Raw genomic sequence first — 19,745 nt, 5'->3', positions numbered from 1 at the left:
ATCACCGGCCGGCTCCCGCTCGAAGAGACGATCTCGGAACGGCTGCAACGATTGTCGTCAGGTCGTGATCGGGCGGGGCACCTCGGGTCCCACTGCGGTAAGCGCCCCAGGTGTCCTCCCCTTTCCCCACCCGATCTTCTCCCGGTAGCGTCCGATGTGATCGCGCTCGATCACATCGGCACTTCCCACTGGTGCCGATTGCGGATGCACGTACAAGGCATCGGTCGGGCAGTATGCCTCGCACATGAAGCACGTCTGGCAGTCCGATTGGCGCGCGATCACGGGAACACCTGATGGCGTGCGATCGAAAACATCTGTCGGACAGACTTCTACACACTTGTCGCACCCGATGCAGTCCTGTGCTGACACCAGTTCGATCACGACGCCACCAAACTTGCACCGGCGGGATCGGCCGTAGTGGTCCACACCGCGTCCAGTCCTCCGGTCAAGATGTGATGATGCTGCGCGACGTCGAGTGCCGGGAAGTCGTCTCTCTTGTTCATCCCCCGAGTTTCAGTCCGCACCAAGGTCGAGTGATACATCCACCGACCCACGGCAGTGATCGCCGCCGCCTGACGAGCTGCCATCCGTTCAGCGGGCGCGCCACCCAGACCCACGCTCGCTGCACCCCAGAGCAATTCGAGTTCATCGAGCGCCGCCGACACTCGATCTCCGCTCCGCAAGTAGTTCTTGTCGAAGGGAAGCAATTGCTCCTGAGCAGCTTTCACCACGTCGACAGCAGTCAGGCGAGAGTTGGACGAGGGACGTAGCCCTACCGTCCCCGCTCCGCGGAGACCGATCCTTGATCCACGCCCCACCGACCGCGCGTACCTCGCGGCACCCGATCCTGCCCATGAACCGGACGACATCGCCCAGGCCGCGTTGTGGCTGCCACCGCCGGTGAAACCTCCGCATATACGTTCGCGAGTTGCAGCGTCCCCAGCAGCGAACAGTCCGGGGACAGTCGTGGCGCAATCGTCGTCGACGACGTTGATTCCACCAGTACCGCGCACGGTCCCCTCGGCGAGCATCCCGACCTCGAACCTTTCGGTGAAGGGATCGATTCCGCGGCGATCGAATTGCAGGAAGAAATTGGGCTGCCCCATCCTCATTCGACGCTGCACCTCGACGTCCGCACGGTCGATCTGCGCGAAGACGGGTTCGGACTTCAAGGTTCTCGCGATGACAGATCGCCCCTTCGCCGAGCCGGCCCCTTCGAGTACGCTCCCGTCAGCATGGAAAAAGGTTGCGTAGGCGTAGTACGCCGTCTTCGTGATGGTGGATCCGGCCGCAGCAATTCCGTATGCGTTGGAGAACTCCATTCCGGAGAACTCGGCCCCCACCTCAGCTGCCATCAGTGCGCCGTCACCGGTATCGACGTTGGTACCCAATGCGCCTGAGAGAAAGGCACATCCGCCGCTCGCGACCACGACAGCACCTGCGGACACTCGATAGTCGTGATGCTCGTGACGCCGACATCCGCTGGCGCCCCGCACACAACCTTGGTTGTCCACCAACAACTCCAGCGCGGGCGAATGGTCGAGAATTCGCACTCCGGCGCGGCGGATCCAGGCGCGCATTCTGCGCATGTATTCCGGCCCCTGCAGGCCGGTGCGAATCTGCTCACCGGTACGCGCGTCGACGGGGAACGGGTATCTGCCTTCTACCGCCAGGAGGTCCATGTTGGTATACGTCTGCTCGAGGACGCGGTCCATCCAATGGTGATCGGCGAGGAATCCGCCGAGTGCCTCACGCCCTGCTTTGGCCTTTGCGCGCGCCGCAGGTTCGGGTTCGACGTACCAGACACCTGTGCCCGACGGCGCAGTCGCCCCGCTCGTCCCGCAATACCCTTTGTCGACCAGGACGACGTCCGCACCGGCCTCGGCGGCACGCAACGCTGCCCAGGCGCCGGCGGGACCACCACCTATTACCAGCACATCAGTGGAAACTTCGAGGACGTCCGTCACTGGTCTGCTCCTGTCAAAGGTCTACACGAATGAACCTGATACCGCTATGTTTCTCCAGCGAACGCTGCAGTGCCACAATCAGGATCATCGTGAATGCAACCGGCTCTGCCCTTACATCGACGAAGTGTGGACGAAAACGCGTTCGCACGGACGGAGTCACCTTTAGGACGCAAAGGAATTCGCAGGTTCACGCAGATCGAGGTGATGGCGCAACGTGACACCGCCGTATTCGGACCGGAAAATGCCCCGCTCCTGAAAAACCGGAACGACAAGGTCGACGAAGTCCTCCAGTGACCGAGGCAGGACAGCGGGGATAATCGTGAATCCGTCCACAGAGCCGCTCCGCCACCAGGTTTCGATATGATCAGCCACCTGTACAGGATCACCGATTACCACACGATGACCGCCCAAGAATTCGGTCAACAGATGACGAACAGTGTGGCCGGTCAATGCTGCATAATCGGCGAGCGACGTGAAGAATCCTTGGGGGCCGACACGACCGGACGGCAGGTCCAGCACATGCGCGGGGAGCGGCGAATCCAGGTCGAACTCTTCGTCCGGGAATCCCAACCACGATGCGAGCCGGCGAACGGGTGCACTCTCTGGACGAAGGCGCGCTTGAAGTTCGTCGAACTTCTCTCGCGCCGCGTGTTCGGTCTCTGCAACGATCGGCACCAGTCCGGGCAGAATCCTGATCTGATCCGGATCGCGGCCGAGTGCAGCAGCTTTCGACCTGATCTCCGTGGAGAACTCTCCTGAAGCGTCGAGTCCGAACTGGGTGGCATAGATCGCCTCGGCATGGGCTGCGGCGAATTCCCGCCCTCGAGAGGAGGATCCTGCCTGGACCAGAACCGGTCGTCCCTGTGGCGACCTCGTGACGTTGAGCGGGCCGGCAACAGAGTAGAACTCGCCTCGGTGCTCGACAGCGTGTACCAGATCCGGATCTGCAAAGCGCGCGTTCTCTTGATCACCGATCAGAGCGCCGTACTCCCAACTGTCCCACAATCTTTCGAGAAGTTCTACGTATTCCGCTGCACGGCGATATCTCTCGTCGCGTTCCGGAAGGTGGTCGATTCCGAAGTTCTTGGCCGCATTCGGCTCGAACGTCGTCACCACGTTCCATCCGGCACGACCACCGCTCACGTGATCCAGCGAGAGAATTCGACGAGCAAGGTTGTACGGCAGATTCAGGGTGGATGACACAGTGGGAATCAGACCGATCCGGGTGGTGGACACCGCGAGCGCACTGGTCAGTAGCACCGGGTCGAGGGAGGCCGCCGGTCCACGGCCGATGCCCGGGTGCTGGACCGGGATATCCGGGAACAGCAACGCATCGAGTTTGCCGCGCTCGGCGGTCTCGGCGGCGCGGCGGTAGTGGTCGAGAGTGACAAAGGCGCTGGGATCGAGTTCCGGGTCGAGCCAGGCCGCCGAGTGGTAGCCCGCGCTACCGACGTTGACGAAGAAGTGCAGCGAACGACTCATCACGCCACCACCTGTTCGACGTGCGACGACGGAATCGCATGGTGAGGAGCGGCCAACCCGAGATGTCCACGAAGCGTGGTGCTGTCGTAGTCGGTGCGGAAAACACCGCGGCGCTGCAACTCCGGCACGACGTGATCGACGAAATCGTCGAATCCGCTCGGGAGCACGTCCGGCATCAGGTTGAATCCGTCGGCAACGCCTTTGTCCACCCAATCTACGATGGCATCGGCTATCTGTTCCGGAGTGCCGGTGACGATCCGGTGTCCGGCACCTCCGCCCAGTCGCCTCAACAGCTGCCGAACGGTCAAGCTCTCGCGCCGGGCGAGACTGACCGCGATCTTGTAGAACGTCTGCGATCCACCCGCGTCGTCCGGATCGGCCAAGAGCTCCCACGGCAACGAGCCGTCGAGAACCAAGCTCTCGCGAGGAACCCCCAACTGACCCGCGAGCCGTTCGAGCGCGTACTCGGGAGGCACCAATTCGGCCAACAGTTCACGACGCTCATGAGCCTCGGCTTCCGTACTGCCGATCACGGTCGACAGTCCAGGCAGGACGATGACGTCCTCGGGCCCTCGGCCGTATCCGCGCGCCCTCGCCTTCACATCGTGGTAATACTCCCGAGCCTCGTCCTCGGTCTGCGCCGCTGTGAAGATCACCTCGCCGACCCTGGCCGCCAGTGCCCGCCCGTCACGTGAGGCACCCGCCTGCACAACCACCGGCTCACCCTGTGGTGACCGCGGAACGTTGAGCGGGCCTGCCACGTCGAAGTGTTCGCCGTGATGGTCGGTGCGGTGAATCCGTGTGGTGTCCGCGAACACCTGGCCAGATTTATCCCCCACCAACGCGTCGGGTTCCCAACTGTTCCAAAGCTTTCGCACCACTTCGACGAACTCTGCCGCACGTTCGTACCGCCGGCCGTGATCGGGCTCGTCGTCGAAACCGAAATTGCGCGCTGATTCCCGGCCCGCCGTGGTGACGACATTCCACCCTGACCGTCCGCCGCTGAGTTGATCGAGCGTCGCAAAGCGTCTTGCCACGTCATACGGATCGTTGTAACTCGAAGACAGGGTGCCGATCAATCCGATCCTGGACGTCGACGCGGCCACCGCAGCGAGCACCACCGACGGTTCGAGACTGTTGAACGGCCGATAGCGCAAATCTTCCCGGATCGCCGGACCGTCGGCGAGAAATACTGCGTCGAACTTAGCGGCCTCGGCCTTGCGCGCGATGTCCACATAGTGTGCGAGGCCGAAACTCGCCAGCGGATCGGTTCCCGGAAGTCGCCAGGAACCACCGAACACACCGGCGTTGAGGATGTTGACGTTGAGATGGACCTGACGGGTCATCGATGTTCGCCTCCTTCGTAACTGAATACATGAAATCCGCGACCTGAAGGACATGGGTACCGATCGCGGCAGACTTCACGACGCGAGACGCAGCGGTACCGCAGCCATCCTCAGCGCGCGGATCGCCGCAGCCACCGCCGGTCGCTCGAGCGAGGCCTGACGATACGTCACACCGATCTCGCGGGCTCCGTTGGCGACAGGGCAGGCAACGAGGTGCTTGGCCGACTCCGGCACAGCCATCTCCGGCAGCACCGTCACACCGAAACCGTGATCGACCATCTCCGCCATGGCACTGAAGCTTGCCGAACGATGCTCGATTCGTGGGGTGAACCCGGATTGCCTGCAGGAGAACATGATCGACGCAATCGACGGAGCACCGTCCTTGGCCGCAATCCAGTCGGCATCGGCAACTGCTTCGAGACCGTACAGCTGAGCCCGCTCACGCAGCGGTGCCGGCGCCAACAGCACGAGCGGATCGGTGAACAGGAACTCCGAGCTCAATCCGACGGGGAGTTCGCTCGTACGAAACGAATACGTGTAGGTGATCGCAAGGTCGACTTCTTGTTGCCTCACTGCCGGTACGGAATCGACCGGTACCGCGTCCACCAATCGGACTCGCAGACCCTGATGTTCCCGATGAAGACGGGTTGCTGCGGGAATCGCGAGTCGGGTGAGAGCGGTGGTAAACGTCGCGAGGGTGAGGACACCCGTGACCGATTCACCGGTGGCCGCGACAGCGCTTTCAGCCTCCTCGAGCGCAGCGATGATGCGTGCGGTGTGGTCGACCAGAACCCGGCCGGCATGGGTGAGGCGCAGGACTCGTCCCTCCCGACGCGTGAGAACTGTGCCGACCTCCTCTTCGAGGAGACGCATCTGCTGGGAAACTGCAGATGTCGTGATTCCGTGACGTTCGGAGACCGAGGTCATCGTCGTCAGTTCCGCGAGGTCGTGGAGCAGAATCAATCGTCGTATGTCATACATGATGTGTCCTCGCGGCCAGGCAATTGAGCGGAGCGCCCGATAACACATTGTGCTGGAAATCCCGGCGCCTCCACAGAGTTGGGATCACCGGGATTCGAGCAACCTCAGCGCGAAACACTCGGAAACAACAGACCGAAGTTTCAGATTGCTACAGCTGCAGTTGAGATTTCAGAAGTAGCTGATCGGTGGCGGCAACTCCCCGTTGACCTCGTAAGCTCCGAGATAGCGCAGTTTGTAGCTTCCGGGATTGTGCGAGGACAGCGTCCGGGCATTTCGCCAATGTCTGTCGAGATTCTTCGACTGGCTGGTGGTGGATGCACCGCCAGTTTCGAACAACAACCATCCGGCCTTGCCGGCGAGTTCGTCGGCGATCACCTTCGCCTTCGAGACATCAAGAGCAGCAGCCAGTCTCAGTTCGGCGCGCTCGTCCGGATCGGTTGCCCGCACCGCCGCGTCCAGCACCTGGGCTGCGGCGCGCACTGCCGATGTCACGGCAAACGAGTACGCCGATATCTGCCCGATCGTATGGTGCACCACCGCCTCCCCCGATGGATGGTCGGCTTGACCGTGAAAATAGTTGCGACTACGGGCGTTGACTGCCTCCACGGAATCCGCGACGATGCTGCGAACGATTCCGGCGATGACCGTCGTGAGATACAACTGCGCAAACGATGCCTCGTATTTGTCGACGGACGGACCGTCTTCAGGAAGGACCTCGTCGTCGCGCACGATCACGTCGAAGTATCTGGTCGAGCCACTTCCGGTGAGTCGCTGGCCGATTCCGTCCCAGTCATCTGTCCGATCGATACCCACCCGCGTGGCGGGAATCGCCACGGTCACCGGTTTTCCGGTCTCCCAATTCCCCTTCACAACCAGATAGTCCGCGTACAGGTTGCCAGTGGAGTAGAACTTTTCACCACGCAGAAGAAGTTGGCCGTCCTGCTTACGCACGGTGGTTGTGAAGTCCGCCTGGGCGTCGCCTGACGTGGGCGTGGTCCGTTCACCGTACGATCCGAACACCAACGTACCGCGCGCTGTCTCTTCGAGGAGTCGTCCTCGGATTCCGACGACCGGCAGGGAGAGTGCATTCTCGACGAAGCCGAAGTGGTTGCGCAGCGCATGCGCGATGGACGGGTCCGCGGAGGCCAGATCAGCTACCACATCGAACAATTCGACGAGACTGATGCCGTGGCCGCCCGCCTCGACAGGTAGACGCAACGCGCCTATTCCTGCCTGTTTAAGTTCGTCCACCAAACCGTAGGGGATGTCGTGGTGACGATCTCGGTCGGATGCTCCGACACGTATCTTCGAGAAGAGTTCGGCCAACCCGAGTCTGCGTGTTACCGGACCTGGATCGATCGGACCAGGTGGAAGCGGATTGGTGGGCGTTTCGAGCGTGGACGTCATGACGCAACTCCGATCGTACGGCTGTGGGTCCTGTGATCGTCGAGCAGTTCCTGCCGGTGAACATGCGGTACGGCGGCGACAAGTGCACGGGTGTAGTCGCTGCTCGGATTCCCCAGTACCTGCTCGACGGCTCCCGACTCCACGGTGCGACCGGCCCGCATAACCGTGACATCGTCGGCCACCAGACGCACGACTCCCAGATCGTGTGTGACGAACAGGTAGGTCAGCCCACGTTCGGCTTGAAGATCGACGAGCAGTCGTAGGATCTGGGCCTGCACCGACACGTCGAGCGCGGAGACCGCCTCGTCGAGGACGAGCACTTCCGGGTCGGCGGCGAGTGCGCGAGCGATGGCAACTCGCTGACGCTGACCACCCGACAGTTCCGCCGGTTTGCGAAGCAGATACTCAGGGCCGAGTGCAACGGCTGTCAGCAGGTCGGTCACCCGCGCGCGGATCTCCTTGCGGTCCTTGGCGATCCCGAAGGTTCGCAACGGCTCTGCGATGGTGCGCTCGATCGTGAATCTGGGGTCGAGCGAGGACATCGGATTCTGATACACCAGCTGGATCCGTCGACGAACAGGGTGCAGTGCCCGATTCGACAATCCCGAGATCGGGTCGTCGTGCAAGTACACCTTTCCGAGATCCGGAGTCGTCAACCCCACCACGGCGCGGGCCAGCGTCGACTTCCCGGCGCCGGATTCCCCCACCACCGCGTGCGTCGTTCCGCGGCGTAGCCGTATCGAGACGTCGTCGAGCGCGGTGAAGACATCACGCGCGCCGGTCGCGTCGACCACTGAGAAGTACTTGGTGATCCCGTCTGCTCGGAGTACCACCTCCCCGCTGTCGCCATTCACCGTGTCGCCGTTCGCCGGTTCGACGCCGACGTCTGGCGCCAATCGGCCGAGTTGGAACGACGGTGCGGCCTCGAGCAGTTGCCGCGTGTACGGGCTCGCCGGATCGCCGACCACCGATTCGGTAGTGCCCTGCTCGACGATCGTTCCGCCCTGCATGACGATCAGACGGTCGGCTCGCTCCGCGGCGACCCCCAGATCGTGAGTGATGAGCAGAATGCCCAAGCCGAGTGTGGAGCGCAGGTGCTCGAGGTGATCGAGGATCACCTTCTGCACTGTCACGTCCAACGCCGATGTGGGCTCGTCCGCAATCAGCAACTCCGGATCGTTCGCGAGTGCGATGGCGATCAGAACACGTTGCTTCATACCTCCCGAGAGCTCGTGGGGAAACTGCGAGTACAACCGCTCCACGTCCGAAAGTCCGGCCAGACGAAGCTTTTCCAACGCCACGGCCTTGGCTGCTGACTTGCCTATACGTCGGTGCAGACCGACAGCATCGAGTACCTGGGTGCCAACGCGTTTGACAGGATTGAGCGAGTTACCCGGATCTTGCGGAACGAATCCGACGAACGGACCCCGAACCTTGGCCAGTCGCTTGTCGTTCCAGCCGGTGGTGTCCTCCCCGCGGAAGCGAATGGTGCCGCTGTCGACCCGCGCCGACGACGGAAGTAACTGCAGCGCAGAATGAATGGTGGTGCTCTTTCCCGAACCGGACTCACCCACCACCGCCACGAACTCGCCGGCCTCGACGTTCAGGCTCACATCACGCACGGCCGCGACGGAGCGACCTCTACCTCTGACATAGCTGACGCTCAATCTGTCGATCGCCAACAGCGGCGTCGACGTCGGGGCCGGCTCGGTACCGACAGGTGATTCGAGAAGCTCGGTCATCGCGACTCTCCTAACGACTTGCTGATTCGATTGGTGGACAGGACTACTACCGCGATCACGATTCCCGGAAAGATCGCGATCCACGGATACACGGCCAGATAGTCGCGGCCTTCGGATACCGCCAGCCCCCATTCGGGCTGCGGCGGCGGCGCGCCGTAGCCGAGGAAGCCGAGCGCTGCGACAGCAAGGATCGCCGCACCGAATTCGAGCGCAGCCAGAGAAAGGACCGCGGCGAGTGAATTGGGAAGAACATGCTGCAGAACAACCCGTCCGAACTTCGCCCCGGATCCGTAAGAGGCTTCGACGAATTCGGTGTGCGCCACTTTGAGAACCTCGGAGCGCATGACACGAGCGAAGGCTGCGATGGCGGTGATTCCGACGGCGACCGCCACGTTCAGTGTTCCGTAGCCAAGCGCAGTCACGACGGTCATCGCCAGGAGCAGGCCGGGAATGGCAAGCAGCACGTCGACAAAACGCATCACGACACCGTCCGCACGCCCACCGATGAAGCCACTGAGAAGACCTGTCGCGGAGCCGATGACAAAACCGACAGCTACTGCGACCAACGTCGCCGTCAACGTCGTCGACGTTCCGTAGATGGTGCGTGCCAACAGGTCACGTCCGAGCCGGTCGGCGCCGAACGGGTGCTCGAAACTCGGCGGCGCAAAGCTCGCGTCGACGTCACCGTCATAGGGGCTCTTGCTCGTGAAGAGACCGGGTACGAGCGCCCACAAGATCACCACGACGATGACAATCCAGGACAAGGCCAGGCCAGGCGCAGACACGATCTCGCGTGCTCGGCGGCGCAGCCCGGCCGAGTACCCCGGCGATGGCTCCTCCGTGACCACCGTGCGGGGGATGTCGACTACTGCGGTCATGAGAGCACCAACTCCTGCTCGACGGGCTTCTTCTGCGCGGAGTCGACATCCTTGGCTGACACACCCGACCTCGAATTGAGCACGGCAGTGCGCAATCTCGGATCGAGCAACGGATAGACGATGTCGACCAGGAAGTTCACCGTCACGAATACCAAGGCTGCGAACACGACTGCCGCCTGGACCAAGGGCACGTCCTGGGTCCGCACCGCGGTCTCCGTCAACCTGCCCAGACCGGATCGTGAATAGATCGTCTCCACGATCACCGCTCCCGCCAGTAGGTTGCCGAGGGTGATGCCGGCAATTGTCAGAGCCGGAAGCGCGGCGTTCTTCACCACGTCGTTGACCAGAACCCAGAGCCGCGTTCCGCCCTTTGCCGTCGACACCGCGACGTACGGTGATCCCAATCCGATGGTGAAGTTCTTCACCAGCAGCTGGGCGATGGGAGCACTGACGGGGATCGCCAAGGTCACCGCCGGCAGAATCAGCGAAGCGACGCCGTCATTGCCGATCGACGGAAACCAGCCGAGCTGAAACGAGAACACCTGCAAGATGACCAATCCCACCAGGAAGACCGGGACGGATACTCCAAGTGCCGGGATGCTTGCGAGGGTGTTGGCCAACCATCGATTGCGCGTGTAGGCCGCACCGAGTGCCAGTGCAAAAGCAAAGACCACCGCCATGGTCAGTGCAACTGCGGCCAGTATCACCGTCTGCGGCAGGACCTGGGCGATCATCGACAAGACAGGTTCACCCGTCCGCGTCGACTGTCCGAAGTCACCCTGCACGGCGCGCAGCAGACGAGTGAAGTACTGCTCGAATACCGACCCGCTCATTCCCAGCTGATCGCGGACCACATCCTTCTGCGCATCACTGACCAGGTCACCGTCACTTGGACTGAACATGACATCGACAGCGTCGTAAGGCAGTACGTAGAGAAGCACGAACGTGAAAGTGTAAGCAGCCCAGATGACGAAAAGCGATTGGCCCAGTTTGGCCAGCACGTAACGGGTCATGGCTCAGCTCTTCTCGATCCACGTGTCGTAGAAGACATTCCGCGACTGCGCTTCGTAGCTGATCCCGTGTACCTTCGGATCTGCCGCCGTGACCTGAGCCGGGTTGTACACCGGCGAGGTCAAGGCTGCGGTGTCGAGGATGAACTCCTGCGCATCTGCCGCCGCCTGCGCGCGCGCCGTCGGATCGAGCGTGGCGCTCACTCCGAGCAGAACGTCGACTGCCTGCTGATACAGCGGATTGTCCTTCGCAAGCTTGCCGGCGTTGGAGAACAGCGGAGAGTACGTCTGTTCGAGGACTGCGACATCGGCGCGACTCGTGTTGGCGACCTGAATGTTGTAGACGCCGGACTTCTTCGATTCCGCACTGAAGTCGGGGATCGGGAGAACCGCCAGATCGAGCTCGATACCGATCTTGGCCAGGTCCTGCTGAATCAGCTCGTACGCGGGCTTGTTGACCACCAGATTGTCGATGCCGAGAAGCTCGAGAGTGAGCCGCTTTCCGTCACGCTCACGGATACCGTCGGCACCCGACTTCCAGCCAGCCGCATCGAGGATCTTCGCCGCCTCGTCCTGGTTCTCGGTCAGATCGGCACTGAAGTCCTTCCATCCGGGAACCCGCGAGGAGATCGCCGAGGTCGACACCGCGTAGCTGTCCGTGAGCACGGTCTTCTTCAGGGCGTCACGACTCCAGCCCAGATTGACTGCCTTGCGCACAGCGATGTCGTCGGTCGGAAAGACGTCGGTCTTGAAGTCGAAGGCGATGTCGCGTCCGGGAATCAGTTGGGAAACAATCTGATACCCCTGCGCCTTCAGCGGCGCCTCGTCCGTCGAATTGACATCGAGGATCGCGTCGACCTCACCCGACTTCAGCGCACCCGTCCGAACGCTTGCCTCGGGAATCACCGCAATCTCCACCGTGTCGAGGTACGCCTCGCCGCTGTGCGCTCGACTCGCCGGTGCCCAGTCGTACCCTGCCCTCTTGGTGAGCACCGTCTTCTCCTGGTAGATCTGCTCGGTCACGGTGTACGGACCGGTGGTGACGATGTTCTGCGGGAGCGCGCGGTCCGCTTTGCTCAGCTGGAGCGTCGAGTGTCCGACTATTCCGGAGAAATAGTGCGAAAGTGCATGCAGGAAACCGGCATTCGGCCGATTGAAGGTGGCCTTCACCGTCAGTGGATCGATCACTTCGCTGCTGACGAACCCGACCCAGTACGCGGTCACCGCGGGAACGCCGAGTGCCTCGTTGCCGAGCCCGAGAATATCGAAGTTCTCCTTCACCACCGCAGCGTCCAGTTTGCTTCCGTCGTTGAACGTGACATCGTCACGCAGGTGGAACGTGAACGCGGTCAGATCGTCGTTGTACTCCCACGACGTCGCGAGCCACGGTTCGATCTCTCCTGTCTCGGGGTTCTGGTAGGTCAGTTTGTCGCTGGTGTTGCTGGTGATCAACGACTCCGGATAGCTACTCCCGGAATGTGGATCGAGGTTGGCCGGGGCATCGAGAACCGCGAATCGCAGTGTTCCACCGGAGACCGGATCACCTCCCTGCGCCGAAGCGACCTTCGCCTGCGCAGAGCATCCGGTGGCCGCGATACCGACTGCAAGAAGAAGTGCGCCGACAGCGCGCCAATGGCGGATAGATTTCACGAAAGTGCTCCTATTGTGCGGTTTTTCAAATACACCGATGCGCGAAACGGCAGACGACACCCAAGGGGACTGACTGCCGTGGGCATCATGTGAGTGGACGAAGTGCGCCCGGAGTCGGGGCGCAACGAGGTGAATCTCGATCAGGAGTGGGTCAACAACTGAGACAACACAGCAGCGGACGTGCGTGGACCACGCCGTCGCTGCTGCTGTGGCGACCGAGATCGCCGTCGTTGTTGTTGGACACGTCTAACTCCTGATAACCGAGCCGATCATGTGCGATGCCGAACGCATGCACTGCTGTCACGTCCACTATCGAAGTAATTCCGCGTCACAACAACCCATCGGGGCTACGCAATCATTTAAGAAGTACTTCACCGACGACGGCCGGGGCCGGGATAGCGGGTCAGAGACTGTTCATGGTCTTCCATGCCTGATGGAGGGCAGCGTACCGCCCACCTGCTGCAGTCAATTCGGCGTGCGATCCTCGTTCCACCAATAGACCGTCGTGGAAGAGCAGAATGCTGTCTGCGGTCTCCGCGGTGATCATGCGGTGAGCAATCGTGACCGTCGTGCGTCCCTTGGTCAGCTGGGCCAGTGCGCGCTGCACGGTGACATCGATGGCGGGATCCACCCCGCTGGTTGCTTCGTCGAGTACCAGCAGATCGGGATCCACCACAGCGGTCCGCGCCAGGGCCACGAGTTGTCTCTCGCCTGCGGACAACGCATCGCCTCGCGTTCCCACGAGCGTATCGAGCCCGGAACCGAGACCCTGCACCCATTCGGAGAGGCCCAGATCGCACAACACGTCCATGACGTCGGTACGGGTGGCGCCGGGACTCCCCATTGCGATGTTCTCGAACACCGAGCGGTCGAACAGGAACCCTTCCTGCGGGACGATGGCGACACGACGGGCGAACGAACTGTCGGTGATCCTGCGGATGTCGACTCCGCCGAGTTCGATCGATCCGCTGGTCGACAGGAGTTGACGGGTCAACAGTTTCGCGAAAGTTGTTTTTCCCGAGCCGGTTTCGCCGACCACAGCCACGTGCTCATGTGGCTCGATGTCGAGGTCCAGGCTGCGGATCGCATGTTTGCTCGGGTTGTACGAGAAATCGACCGCGCGCATCCGGACGCCGACGCCGCCGACGGGGAGCGGCGTACCCGCACCAGCTCCCACGGTGACCGAAGGCTCGGAAAGCAAGTGGAACACTCTGCGCAATCCTGCTACCGCACTCTGCGACTCCCCCAGAATCGACACGGAGAACTGCAGCGGGCGCACGAAGAACGTGATGAGGAACAGGAATGCGACCAACTGACCCGCAGTCAGATCCATCCACTCGATGTGACCGGTACCCACGGCGGCGCCGAAGAGCACGACCGCAGCTGTGATGGTTCCGCTGGCGGCTTCACCCAGAGACATGTTGACGCCCAACGGCAATTGGGTGTGCAACAGCGATTTCCTCGTCGTGTCGATCAGTCCGTCCACTCGCGCCTGGATACGTGCGTCGGCTCCGTACGAACGAGTCACCTCGGCGCCGTTCACCATGTCGGACACACCGTCGTACAGATTCGCGACGGCTACTCGGACTTCGCCGAATCGGCGGGCGATCACTCGTTGGATCAATCGCATGGTCACCACCGCGATCACGGAGACACCGATCACCAACAGTGCCAACTGCCAGCTGTACACCAGCATGATCGACGATGCGACCAACATCTGTGCGCAGTTCGCAACCAGTGTGACACCACCGGTCTGGACGAACTGCGACACCGTGTCGACGTCGCTGGTGACGCGGGCGACCAGCGATCCGCGGGCTGTGTCGTCGAATCTCGCGGGCGGCAACCTGAAGATGTGAGTGAATGCAGCTGTGCGCAGTGCCGCCAACGCGTTTTCGCTGGTGCGGATCAACCGGCGGTTGAGCAACCACGACGCCGTTCCCGCTGCCGCGACGCCGAGTGCACCCACCCCCACCGCGCCGAGGAGCACAGTCGAATTGTCATTGTCGGCATTGCCGTGCAGCAGTGCGTGATCGAGGGCGTACTGCACCGTCAGCGGAACCACGATTCGTCCGCTGGCAGCGACAAACGCCAGTAGAACGGTCAACCACATTCCGCGGAGGAGACCGGGGTACAGCACTCGAGTCGCTCGGACTTTCGACGCCAGGGACTCACTCATGACCGGCCGCCGGCCGCGTCCAACTCGTCGATGTCCATTCCGTCGGCGTAGGCGTCGACTATTTGCCGGTAGCCGTCGTACTGCGCGAGAAGGTCTGTGTGAGTGCCGGAAGCGGTGATCACACCGCCGTTCATCCACAAGACGCGATCGGCCAGAGTAACCGTGCTCTTGCGCGCCGCTGTCATCACGACGGTACATCGACGGTCGCCGCCGCGTTCGCTCACGAATTCGCGACGAATGTTGTCGAGCACGTCGCGCTCGACTGTGGGATCGAGTGCGCTGGTCGCGTCGTCGAGGATCAGCAAGGACGGCGAGCCGGCCAGACCGCGGGCCAGCGCGATCCGTTGACGTTGGCCACCGCTGAGTGAGGCACCTCGTTTCCCGACCGCGGCGTCCAGCCCACCGGGAATGCCTCGGACGAACTCTGCGGCCTCGGCCACGTCGAGAGCCCGCCAAACCTGGAGATCGTCGATATCGCGACCCAACGTGACATTCCCTCGAATCGTGTCGTCGAACAAGAAGGACGTCTGGCTCACCACTGCTACCCGGGTTTCGATTTCTCCGTCCGCGAGGCTTCTCACGTCGATACCGTCGTAGCGCACAATGCCCGTATCAGGATCGGCAAGCCTGGCCAGGATGCGAACGAGCGTCGTTTTCCCGGATCCGGTGGCGCCGACGACGGCAACGACATCACCGGCGTCGAAACGCAACTCCACCGGGCCGATGGCTTCACCCAGTGCCCCGTCGTACGTGAAACGCACCGCCTCTACGTGCACCCCCAAAGCCTTCTCACCGGCCAGCGTTTCGGTTCCGAACTGCGTGTAGTCGACGGAATCGAGTACCGAAGCAGTGCGTTTGTTGCCCACCACGGCCAGCGGCAGGATGCTGAGGAACCGGCCGATCATGCCCAGCGGCAAGGCCATCGTCAGGAACAGATAGATGGTCTCGACCAGCGTGCCGACAGTCAGCTCGCCCGCGGACACTCGGCCAGAACCGATGAGCAGCACCACCAATACCGTTGCCGTCGGGGCAAGTTCGACGAAGGGATCGAAGGCCGCACTGACAAAGGACATCCGAGTATTCGCAACGCGGGTGTTCTCGGCGGCGCGCACGAATCGTGCCGACTCACTGTCCACGATCCCCAGGGTGCGGATAACCTGCTCGCCCTCGATGGCCTCGTGCGCGACGCTACTGACCGCGGCTCTGGCTCGTTGCGCGTCACGAGCACGCGGTGACATCACCCGCTGGTACACGAAATTAGCCAGAAGCACGACGAACACCAGCATCAGCGCGACCACCGCGAGGTACCGGTCCGAGCGCGCTATGTTCGCCAGCGCCACCAGGAGCATGAACACACTGCCCATCGCAAAAGCGAAGAATTGCATGGGCGCCCACTGAACTTCGACGTCGGAGACCACGTTGGAAAGCAACTGCCCGGTGGAGTGCCGCCGATGCCAGGGAACGCCGAGCTTGGCATACTGCCGTATCAACGCACGCCTGGTCGACGCTTGGTTGCCGTACTGCACGTACGCGGCCGCAACCGCTCGAGTGACGATGGTGATCACTCGAAGAAGTGACACTCCGGCGATGGCGCCCAAAGCGATCCACCACGACCGCGCCGGAACCTCGGCATCCGTGAAGGCCGGGATGATCAGATGATCGGTGGCCCAGCCGATGGCGACAGCACTGAAAACCATCGTGGAACCGTTGATCAGTCCGGCGATGATCGACAGTGGAGTCGCTATCCGATACCCCAGGCTCCCCCTGGCCATGACCCGCACGCCGGCACGCAGCACGGTACCGGTTTCCATCGAATCGAGATCGTCGCCAGGCAACGAAATGGCCGAACCTCCACGCATCGACATCGAGAAACGAATTACGACTGCGGCGAAACAGGTTCGGCAACGGTCAGACCCGCCGCCTTCCACGCCGGGAAACCGCCGTCGACGTGGACCACGTTCGCGAACCCGCGCTGAAGAAGCCCCTCGGCAACCGGCGCGGAACCGGCAATCGAGCCACACACCACGACGATCGGTTGATCGAGCGAGTTCACCTCCGAGTGCTTGGCGGGCGAGTCGAGTCCGAACTCGGCATCGAGGTCATTGCGGTCGACGACCACGGCTCCTGGAATTGCGCCATTCTCGTTGCGGCCCTTCGCGCTGCGCACATCGATGAGCAACGCCCCTCCGGCCACTGCTGCTGCGGCGATTACCGGAGTGACCAACGCTGGTTCGTTCTGCGGCGACATAGTGGTCCTTCATGGTTCGCGGGTACGGAAAATAGATGCACAGTTAGATGCACGTGCACGCAATTGAGTCTGCACAGCGGTTGCCCGAAGAACAAGCAAGCTGATCTACGAAGATTGTTTAGATTTGCTTCAACTCGTTGCGGCTCAAAGATACTCGACACTTCAGTCCGATCAACTCTTCGTGATCACAACTCTGGCGAATGCTGTTTTCTACAAACATAATTGATTGCCAGCGCGGGTGTGGCCGAGAGGCGAGGCAGCGGTCTGCAAAACCGTCCACGTGGGTTCGAATCCTGCCATCCGCTCCATCACCGATGGGCACCGACCTCGAAGTCGGTGCCCATCGGGTTGAGATTTGCCGCGATAACAACAGATCACGCGCTCGTTGCGATGTCCGCCGTCTACACCGGGACTGCAACCAACTCGGTTCCGGACCGATGCGACTGCGGGCGTCGACGGTCCCCGAAGGACAGGCCAAATCTCTCTCGCAGAGTTGGTGCTGTGTACTCACGCTGGAACAGACCGCGTGATTGCAGGATCGGTACAACCAGGTTTGCGAAGTTCTCGAGGTCGACGGCAGTATCCGCAGGCATGATGGTGAAACCATCCGCTGTTCCGGCCTCGAACCACTCCTGCAGATCGTCGGCAACCTGCTCAGCCGAACCCACCACAAGGCGATGCCCCGAACCGCCTGCGCCACGCGTCACCAGTTCACGCGGCGTGAGCGGACCCTCGTGAATCAAGGCGCGCGTCGACACACTGAACCCGGTCGAGAACGCACCTGTCGGAATCGTTCCCGGCAGGTCGGCTTCGGAAATCACGTCGTCGGGACCGAACGAGCCTTCGGGTAAGCCCAGATTCGCAAGCAGAACTGCAGTCAATCGTTCGATCGGCAATGTCGCATACAGTTCCTTTTCTCGAGCTCGGGCCTGCTCCTCGGTCGCCGCAACCAGCACAACAACTCCGAGTGATATTTTCACGTCATCGGGCCCGCGACCGGCAGCGACGGCCCGACGCCGGATGTCATCTCGAAAGGCAACCGCTTTCGACTGCGTCTGTGCCACCGTGAATACGACGTCGGCAAAATCTCCGGCCAGTTTCAACCCGCCTTCCGACCCGCCTGCCTGCACCAACACCGGACGACCCTGTGGCCCCGGCGGGACAGGAAGCGGGCCGGCCACCGAAAAGAACTCCCCGACATGGTCGCTGGAGCGGATTTGGGAGACGTCCGCGTACTGACCTGACTTCTTGTCCGCGACAAGCCAATCCGGGCCCCAGCTGTCCCACAGACCAGTCACCACCTCGAGAAACTCCCACGCCCTCCGATAACGAGATTCTTTGTCGGGGTGCTCGGACAGGCCGAAGTTCGCAGCTGCCGCCGGTGTCCCGGTGGTCACGATGTTGACGGCGGCACGCCCCTTGGTGACATGGTCGAGTGCTTGAAATCGACGTGCCAAGTTGTACGGCGAGTTATAGGTCGTCGAACTGGTAATTACGACACCAAGGTTCTCGGTGATCGCCGCCAGATGGCCGAGTAGCACCAGCGGATCGATTCCGGTTCCAGGTGCCTCCTCGATCTCGCCGCGCAACGCCGGCCCATCGCCGAGGAAGACGGCGTCGATCTTGGCCGATTCTGCGATCTGAGCGAGCCGCACAAAATGATCGATATCGAGATAGGCCAGTGGATCAGCGTGCGGTAACCGCCACGCGTGCCGGAAATGACCCGGCGTCATGAGGGACAAGTTCAGGTGCAATCCAGTCATCGCAGAAGTCTCACAATCGGGTTATGAAGGGACGGACGCAGCGGCCGATCGCCAGCCCAGCAAAGGGGCCAGCTCCCGGGCGCTGGTTTCGAGCAATCGGAGATGTTCATCCCGGTCTGGCACCCCGGGAACAAAGCTCACCAGCAAATCGGTGATGTCACGCAGTGCCGGATCGGCGGCAAGTTCAGCTGCCAGTGTCTCGCTGGGTCCGATCAGTGCGTTGTCAGCCGCCAGATAGTCCTCGACGCTCTGGCTGCGGGTCTGTTTTCCCGACGTGCTCCAACTCTGCCAACGCTGCACACCCGGGGTCACCAATCGTGTTGCCACTTCCCGATCCGGATGTGGATACACCGCGCGCGACACCTGTACCCGTGGCGAGCGCACGGGGTCATTCCAGGCGCCGCGGTAGCTGTCGATCCACGCCGCCTGTCGTTCCTGTGCCTCTCGCGCGCTCCCACCCCGAAACGTTGTGGCCCTGGACAACTGCAAGCCGTCGCCGGCGAGAGCCGCTGCTCTGGCCGCATCGTGAGCGTGCGTGGGTTCACTCGTCGTGGCCTGCCACAATCGATCCCGTACGCCGTGACCAGGTGGGTACAGGACCTCCCCGGCACTGTTGAGAGACTTCCCCTCGAGTGCGCCGTGCAGTCGGTCGATCGACTCGCCAACCAACCGCTGTTTGTCGGAGAGATCTCGCCCGAACGCTTCCCAGGCCCCCGGGAAAGGCCCTGAACCCAGGCCAAGTTCCAACCGTCCATTACTGAGTACGTCAAGCGTCGCAGCGTCTTCGGCAACCTTCAGCGGATCCTCGAGGGGAAGCACCAATACCCCGGTGCCCAATCGAATTCTGCTGGTGTGCTGGGCGATCGCCGCAAGCGTGACCAGCGGAGCCGAGATATGTTCGTTGCCCTGACGGAAATGACGCTGGATCACCCACCCGGAGTCGTAGCCCAATTCCTCAGCGGCAACGAACAATTCGATCGCCTCGCGGTAGGCCTGCGCTGGTGACAGATCCCGGTCCAGATGGAGGAGGAAATTGAGCCGGAACGGTCGTCCATCCTCGATGCCCGCACCGATCGGCGCTGCGACGGACGTCAT

15 protein-coding genes and 1 tRNA gene are annotated in these 19,745 nt (G+C 62.1%); 1 reads left to right on the top strand and 15 read right to left on the bottom strand.

Going from position 1 to position 19,745, the window contains the following annotated elements:
• Positions 1-57: 57 nt before the first annotated feature.
• The 13 genes from CJ178_RS03495 to CJ178_RS03435 all read right to left on the bottom strand — a co-directional run bounded on the left by CJ178_RS03495 (position 58) and on the right by CJ178_RS03435 (position 16,887).
• Entirely contained in the window at positions 58-381 is a 324-nt protein-coding gene (locus tag CJ178_RS03495) for a 4Fe-4S dicluster domain-containing protein (RefSeq protein WP_095886115.1), read from the bottom strand.
• Positions 378-1,967, bottom strand: coding sequence for an FAD-dependent oxidoreductase (locus CJ178_RS03490; RefSeq protein ID WP_095886114.1), 1,590 nt, complete (start codon positions 1,965-1,967; stop codon positions 378-380). Before CJ178_RS03490 ends, CJ178_RS03495 begins: the two co-directional genes overlap by 4 nt.
• Before the next feature lie 162 nt (positions 1,968-2,129).
• Complete coding sequence (locus CJ178_RS03485) at positions 2,130-3,449, bottom strand: NtaA/DmoA family FMN-dependent monooxygenase (protein WP_095886113.1); 1,320 nt, start codon at positions 3,447-3,449, stop codon at positions 2,130-2,132.
• Positions 3,449-4,795 carry an LLM class flavin-dependent oxidoreductase gene (locus CJ178_RS03480; RefSeq protein ID WP_095886112.1) on the bottom strand — a complete coding sequence of 449 codons (1,347 nt, stop codon included), beginning with the start codon at positions 4,793-4,795 and terminating at the stop codon, positions 3,449-3,451. Before CJ178_RS03480 ends, CJ178_RS03485 begins: the two co-directional genes overlap by 1 nt.
• A gap of 75 nt (positions 4,796-4,870) precedes the next feature.
• A complete protein-coding gene (locus tag CJ178_RS03475; protein ID WP_033234734.1) occupies positions 4,871-5,776 on the bottom strand; it encodes a LysR family transcriptional regulator in 906 nt (301 codons plus the stop codon).
• Positions 5,777-5,944: 168 nt separating this feature from the next.
• Positions 5,945-7,183 carry an acyl-CoA dehydrogenase family protein gene (locus CJ178_RS03470; RefSeq protein ID WP_095886111.1) on the bottom strand — a complete coding sequence of 413 codons (1,239 nt, stop codon included), beginning with the start codon at positions 7,181-7,183 and terminating at the stop codon, positions 5,945-5,947.
• Positions 7,180-8,925 carry a dipeptide ABC transporter ATP-binding protein gene (locus CJ178_RS03465; protein WP_095886110.1) on the bottom strand — a complete coding sequence of 582 codons (1,746 nt, stop codon included), beginning with the start codon at positions 8,923-8,925 and terminating at the stop codon, positions 7,180-7,182. Before CJ178_RS03465 ends, CJ178_RS03470 begins: the two co-directional genes overlap by 4 nt.
• The gene (locus tag CJ178_RS03460) at positions 8,922-9,803 is read right to left on the bottom strand and encodes an ABC transporter permease (RefSeq protein WP_095886109.1); all 882 of its coding nucleotides are present in this window, start codon (positions 9,801-9,803) and stop codon (positions 8,922-8,924) included. Before CJ178_RS03460 ends, CJ178_RS03465 begins: the two co-directional genes overlap by 4 nt.
• The gene (locus tag CJ178_RS03455; protein ID WP_095886108.1) at positions 9,800-10,816 is read right to left on the bottom strand and encodes an ABC transporter permease; all 1,017 of its coding nucleotides are present in this window, start codon (positions 10,814-10,816) and stop codon (positions 9,800-9,802) included. Before CJ178_RS03455 ends, CJ178_RS03460 begins: the two co-directional genes overlap by 4 nt.
• 3 nt (positions 10,817-10,819) lie before the next feature.
• Positions 10,820-12,463, bottom strand: coding sequence for an ABC transporter substrate-binding protein (locus CJ178_RS03450; protein ID WP_033234736.1), 1,644 nt, complete (start codon positions 12,461-12,463; stop codon positions 10,820-10,822).
• A gap of 403 nt (positions 12,464-12,866) precedes the next feature.
• Positions 12,867-14,639 (bottom strand): ABC transporter ATP-binding protein, encoded by a 1,773-nt coding sequence (locus CJ178_RS03445; protein ID WP_179300711.1) that lies wholly within the window; start codon positions 14,637-14,639, stop codon positions 12,867-12,869.
• Positions 14,636-16,504, bottom strand: a complete 1,869-nt coding sequence (locus CJ178_RS03440; protein ID WP_095886106.1) for an ABC transporter ATP-binding protein — start codon at positions 16,502-16,504, stop codon at positions 14,636-14,638. The genes CJ178_RS03445 and CJ178_RS03440 overlap by 4 nt, the downstream gene beginning before the upstream one ends.
• An 11-nt stretch (positions 16,505-16,515) precedes the next feature.
• Positions 16,516-16,887 (bottom strand): rhodanese-like domain-containing protein, encoded by a 372-nt coding sequence (locus tag CJ178_RS03435; protein WP_095886105.1) that lies wholly within the window; start codon positions 16,885-16,887, stop codon positions 16,516-16,518.
• 234 nt (positions 16,888-17,121) lie between these two features.
• On the opposite strand from CJ178_RS03435, the gene CJ178_RS03430 reads away from it, so the two are divergent.
• Positions 17,122-17,195 (top strand) — tRNA-Cys (locus CJ178_RS03430).
• A 93-nt stretch (positions 17,196-17,288) separates the two neighbouring features.
• Here CJ178_RS03430 and CJ178_RS03425 read toward each other — a convergent pair.
• Both CJ178_RS03425 and CJ178_RS03420 read right to left on the bottom strand, forming a co-directional pair.
• The gene (locus tag CJ178_RS03425) at positions 17,289-18,650 is read right to left on the bottom strand and encodes an NtaA/DmoA family FMN-dependent monooxygenase (protein WP_033234738.1); all 1,362 of its coding nucleotides are present in this window, start codon (positions 18,648-18,650) and stop codon (positions 17,289-17,291) included.
• A gap of 21 nt (positions 18,651-18,671) precedes the next feature.
• Positions 18,672-19,745, bottom strand: a complete 1,074-nt coding sequence (locus CJ178_RS03420; protein ID WP_095886104.1) for an LLM class flavin-dependent oxidoreductase — start codon at positions 19,743-19,745, stop codon at positions 18,672-18,674.

The organism is Rhodococcus sp. ACPA4 (genome assembly GCF_002300185.1).
Lineage (GTDB): Bacteria > Actinomycetota > Actinomycetes > Mycobacteriales > Mycobacteriaceae > Rhodococcus_F > Rhodococcus_F globerula.
Note: the sequence above shows the minus strand (reverse complement) of the source record. Positions and strands in the feature narration are given on the sequence as shown.